The sequence below is a fragment of the Tunicatimonas sp. genome (assembly GCF_049647865.1).
GTDB lineage: Bacteria > Bacteroidota > Bacteroidia > Cytophagales > Cyclobacteriaceae > Tunicatimonas.
Genome location: NZ_JBARYM010000042.1, coordinates 1 through 2,318, shown reverse-complemented (window position 1 = coordinate 2,318; position 2,318 = coordinate 1). Strand labels below are relative to the sequence as shown.

At 49.3% G+C, this 2,318-nt stretch carries 2 protein-coding genes; both read right to left on the bottom strand.

The window, feature by feature from the left end; translation table 11 throughout:
- Window positions 1-2,000: DUF1549 domain-containing protein (locus WBA23_RS01795; RefSeq protein WP_424580525.1), on the bottom strand; the 2,000-nt coding region annotated here is incomplete at its 3' end.
- A 73-nt stretch (window positions 2,001-2,073) separates the two neighbouring features.
- The coding region (locus tag WBA23_RS01790; protein WP_424580524.1) for a DUF1501 domain-containing protein at window positions 2,074-2,318 on the bottom strand (245 nt) is incomplete at its 5' end.

Genomic DNA, 2,318 nt, shown 5'->3' with positions numbered 1-2,318 from the left:
AGCACTTCTAAGCCGGTTAGCGCCCGGTCGTAAATCTTAATTTCATCAATTCCCCCGTCTTTAAACGGAATAATATGCGTACGCTGACCCAAAGTAAACCCGTGAAAGCCGTAGGTATGAATATCTTCTTCGAAGAGAATGCCTTTGTACAGATTATCCTGGTCAACATTGACCGAAGTAGGCTGTCCGTTCACGTAGAGTTTAACGCCCTCGGCCTGGCTAGACCCATCGTAGGTGATTGTCACCAGCGACCATTCTTTGGAAGGTAAAGCAGTTTGCGTAGTAAGTTGCAGGCTATTGTACGGCCAGGAGTGGGCCATAATAAACTGTAGATGATTATCGGCCAGATGAAGGGAGTAGCCCTTGTAACCTAGTCGTAAATCTTCGCAGTGATAAAATACTCCCACTTCTTTGTAAACTGTATCCGGGTAAAGCCAGAGCGAAACCGAGAAGGGTTCAGTCCGCTCGTACCAGCCCACTTTCTCGCCCAAACTTACGGCGTTGTAGTCGCTGACGAAGAACGCGTTACCTTTCTTACCTTCTTTAATAATCGGATCTCTCAACTGAGCCGGTTTACGACGGTCTACTAGGTTAGGTGAAGTAGATTTCTCAGTCACGTTATCGAACGGATAGTGAGCTACTAAGTCTTTATTGATCTGTCGTTGCAAGCTGGATTCGGTCAGTGCGTTATTCGCCGTCCAGTTTTCGTAGGATTTTCCGGGCGAAGTCTTTTGTTGATCTAGCTTCGTCTCCAGCTTATCGATCTTCTCACTGACAAAATCAATGATATTTTCCTGCTCTTCACTAGAAAGTAGCAACGAAGGGCCGGGGGTTTGGTCCGGGCCGTACACCGGAGTGCCAATCTCTTGGGTGCTATTGAAGAAGCCCGATACTTTATAAAAATCCTCCTGCGAAATCGGATCGTACTTATGGTCGTGGCAGCGAGCGCACTCCAGCGAGAGTCCCATAAACGCTTGCCCCAGGGTAGCCACCCGATCGGCCACGTATTCCTGACGGTATTCTTCAAATACAATTCCCGCCTCCGAATTCTTTTTGTGCAGCCGGTTAAAGGCAGTGGCCAGCACACTTTCCTGAGTAGGATTAGGAATTAAGTCTCCGGCCAGTTGCCAGGTAGCAAACTGGTCGTAGGGCATGTTCTCGTTGAAGGCTTTAATTACCCAGTCGCGCCAGGGGGAAAAGTCGCGGTGTTTATCATCCAAATAGCCGTCGCTATCGGCGTAGCGGGCTACGTCCATCCAGTTCGTCGCCATGCGCTCGCCGTAGGCCGGAGACTGTAGTAGCCGATCCACCAATTTCTCGTAAGCATCAGGCGAACTATCCGCCACAAACTGGTCAACTTCTTCCAGCGTGGGGGGAAGTCCGGTCAAATCAAAGCTTAGTCGTCGAATGAGGGTTTCTTTTTCCGCTTCCGGGGCCGGGGTCAAACCTTCACGTTCCAGTCGGTCTAACACAAAATGGTCAACGGGTGAAACCGTCCAGCTTTCGTTTTCGGTAGTGGGTGGCTCAATCTTTTCCGGTTGGATAAACGCCCAGTGGGGTTTGTACTCAGCTCCCTGCTCTATCCACTTAATAAGAATAGCCTTCTCCTCCACCGTAAGTTTTAGATGCGACTCCGGCGGGGGCATCATCTCTTCCGGATCATCAGAAATAATACGTCGGTACACTTCGCTATGATTGAGTTTTCCGGGTACAATCGCTCTTCCTTGGTCGGATGCTAGCACTGCGTAAGCTTCTTCAGCCAGATCTAGTCGTAAGTCCGCCTCTTGATTTTCTTTATCCGGACCATGGCAAGCGTAGCAGCGGTCGGAGAGAATGGGTTTAACGTGGAAGTTAAAGTCGATCACCTCCGGCAATTTCTGTTCGGCTTCTACGATCTCCGCTGGCTTATCGGAGCCGCAGCGAATGAACAGTGCGCTAACCAGGCAAACCTTGAATAATAGTGGATAAGTACGGATAAGTAGCCTTAGGAATGACATCATTCTGCTTTCTTCTTCTTAATTCAAGCGTTGTTTAATATAGTAATTTTTCAAAGTATTGACAATACAATTTAGCCTACGCAATAACATCCTTCACCACGTGCCCGTGCACGTCGGTTAGCCGGAATCGCCGACCTTGATGCTTGAAGGTAAGTCGTTCGTGGTCGATGCCCATTAGATGCAGTAGCGTAGCCTGAAAGTCGTGGACATGCACTGGATCTTTAGTGATATTGTAGCCAAATTCATCGGTTTCGCCGTAGCTGAAGCCGGATTTCACTCCGCCGCCAGCCATCCACACCGTGAAGCAGCGCGGGTGATGGT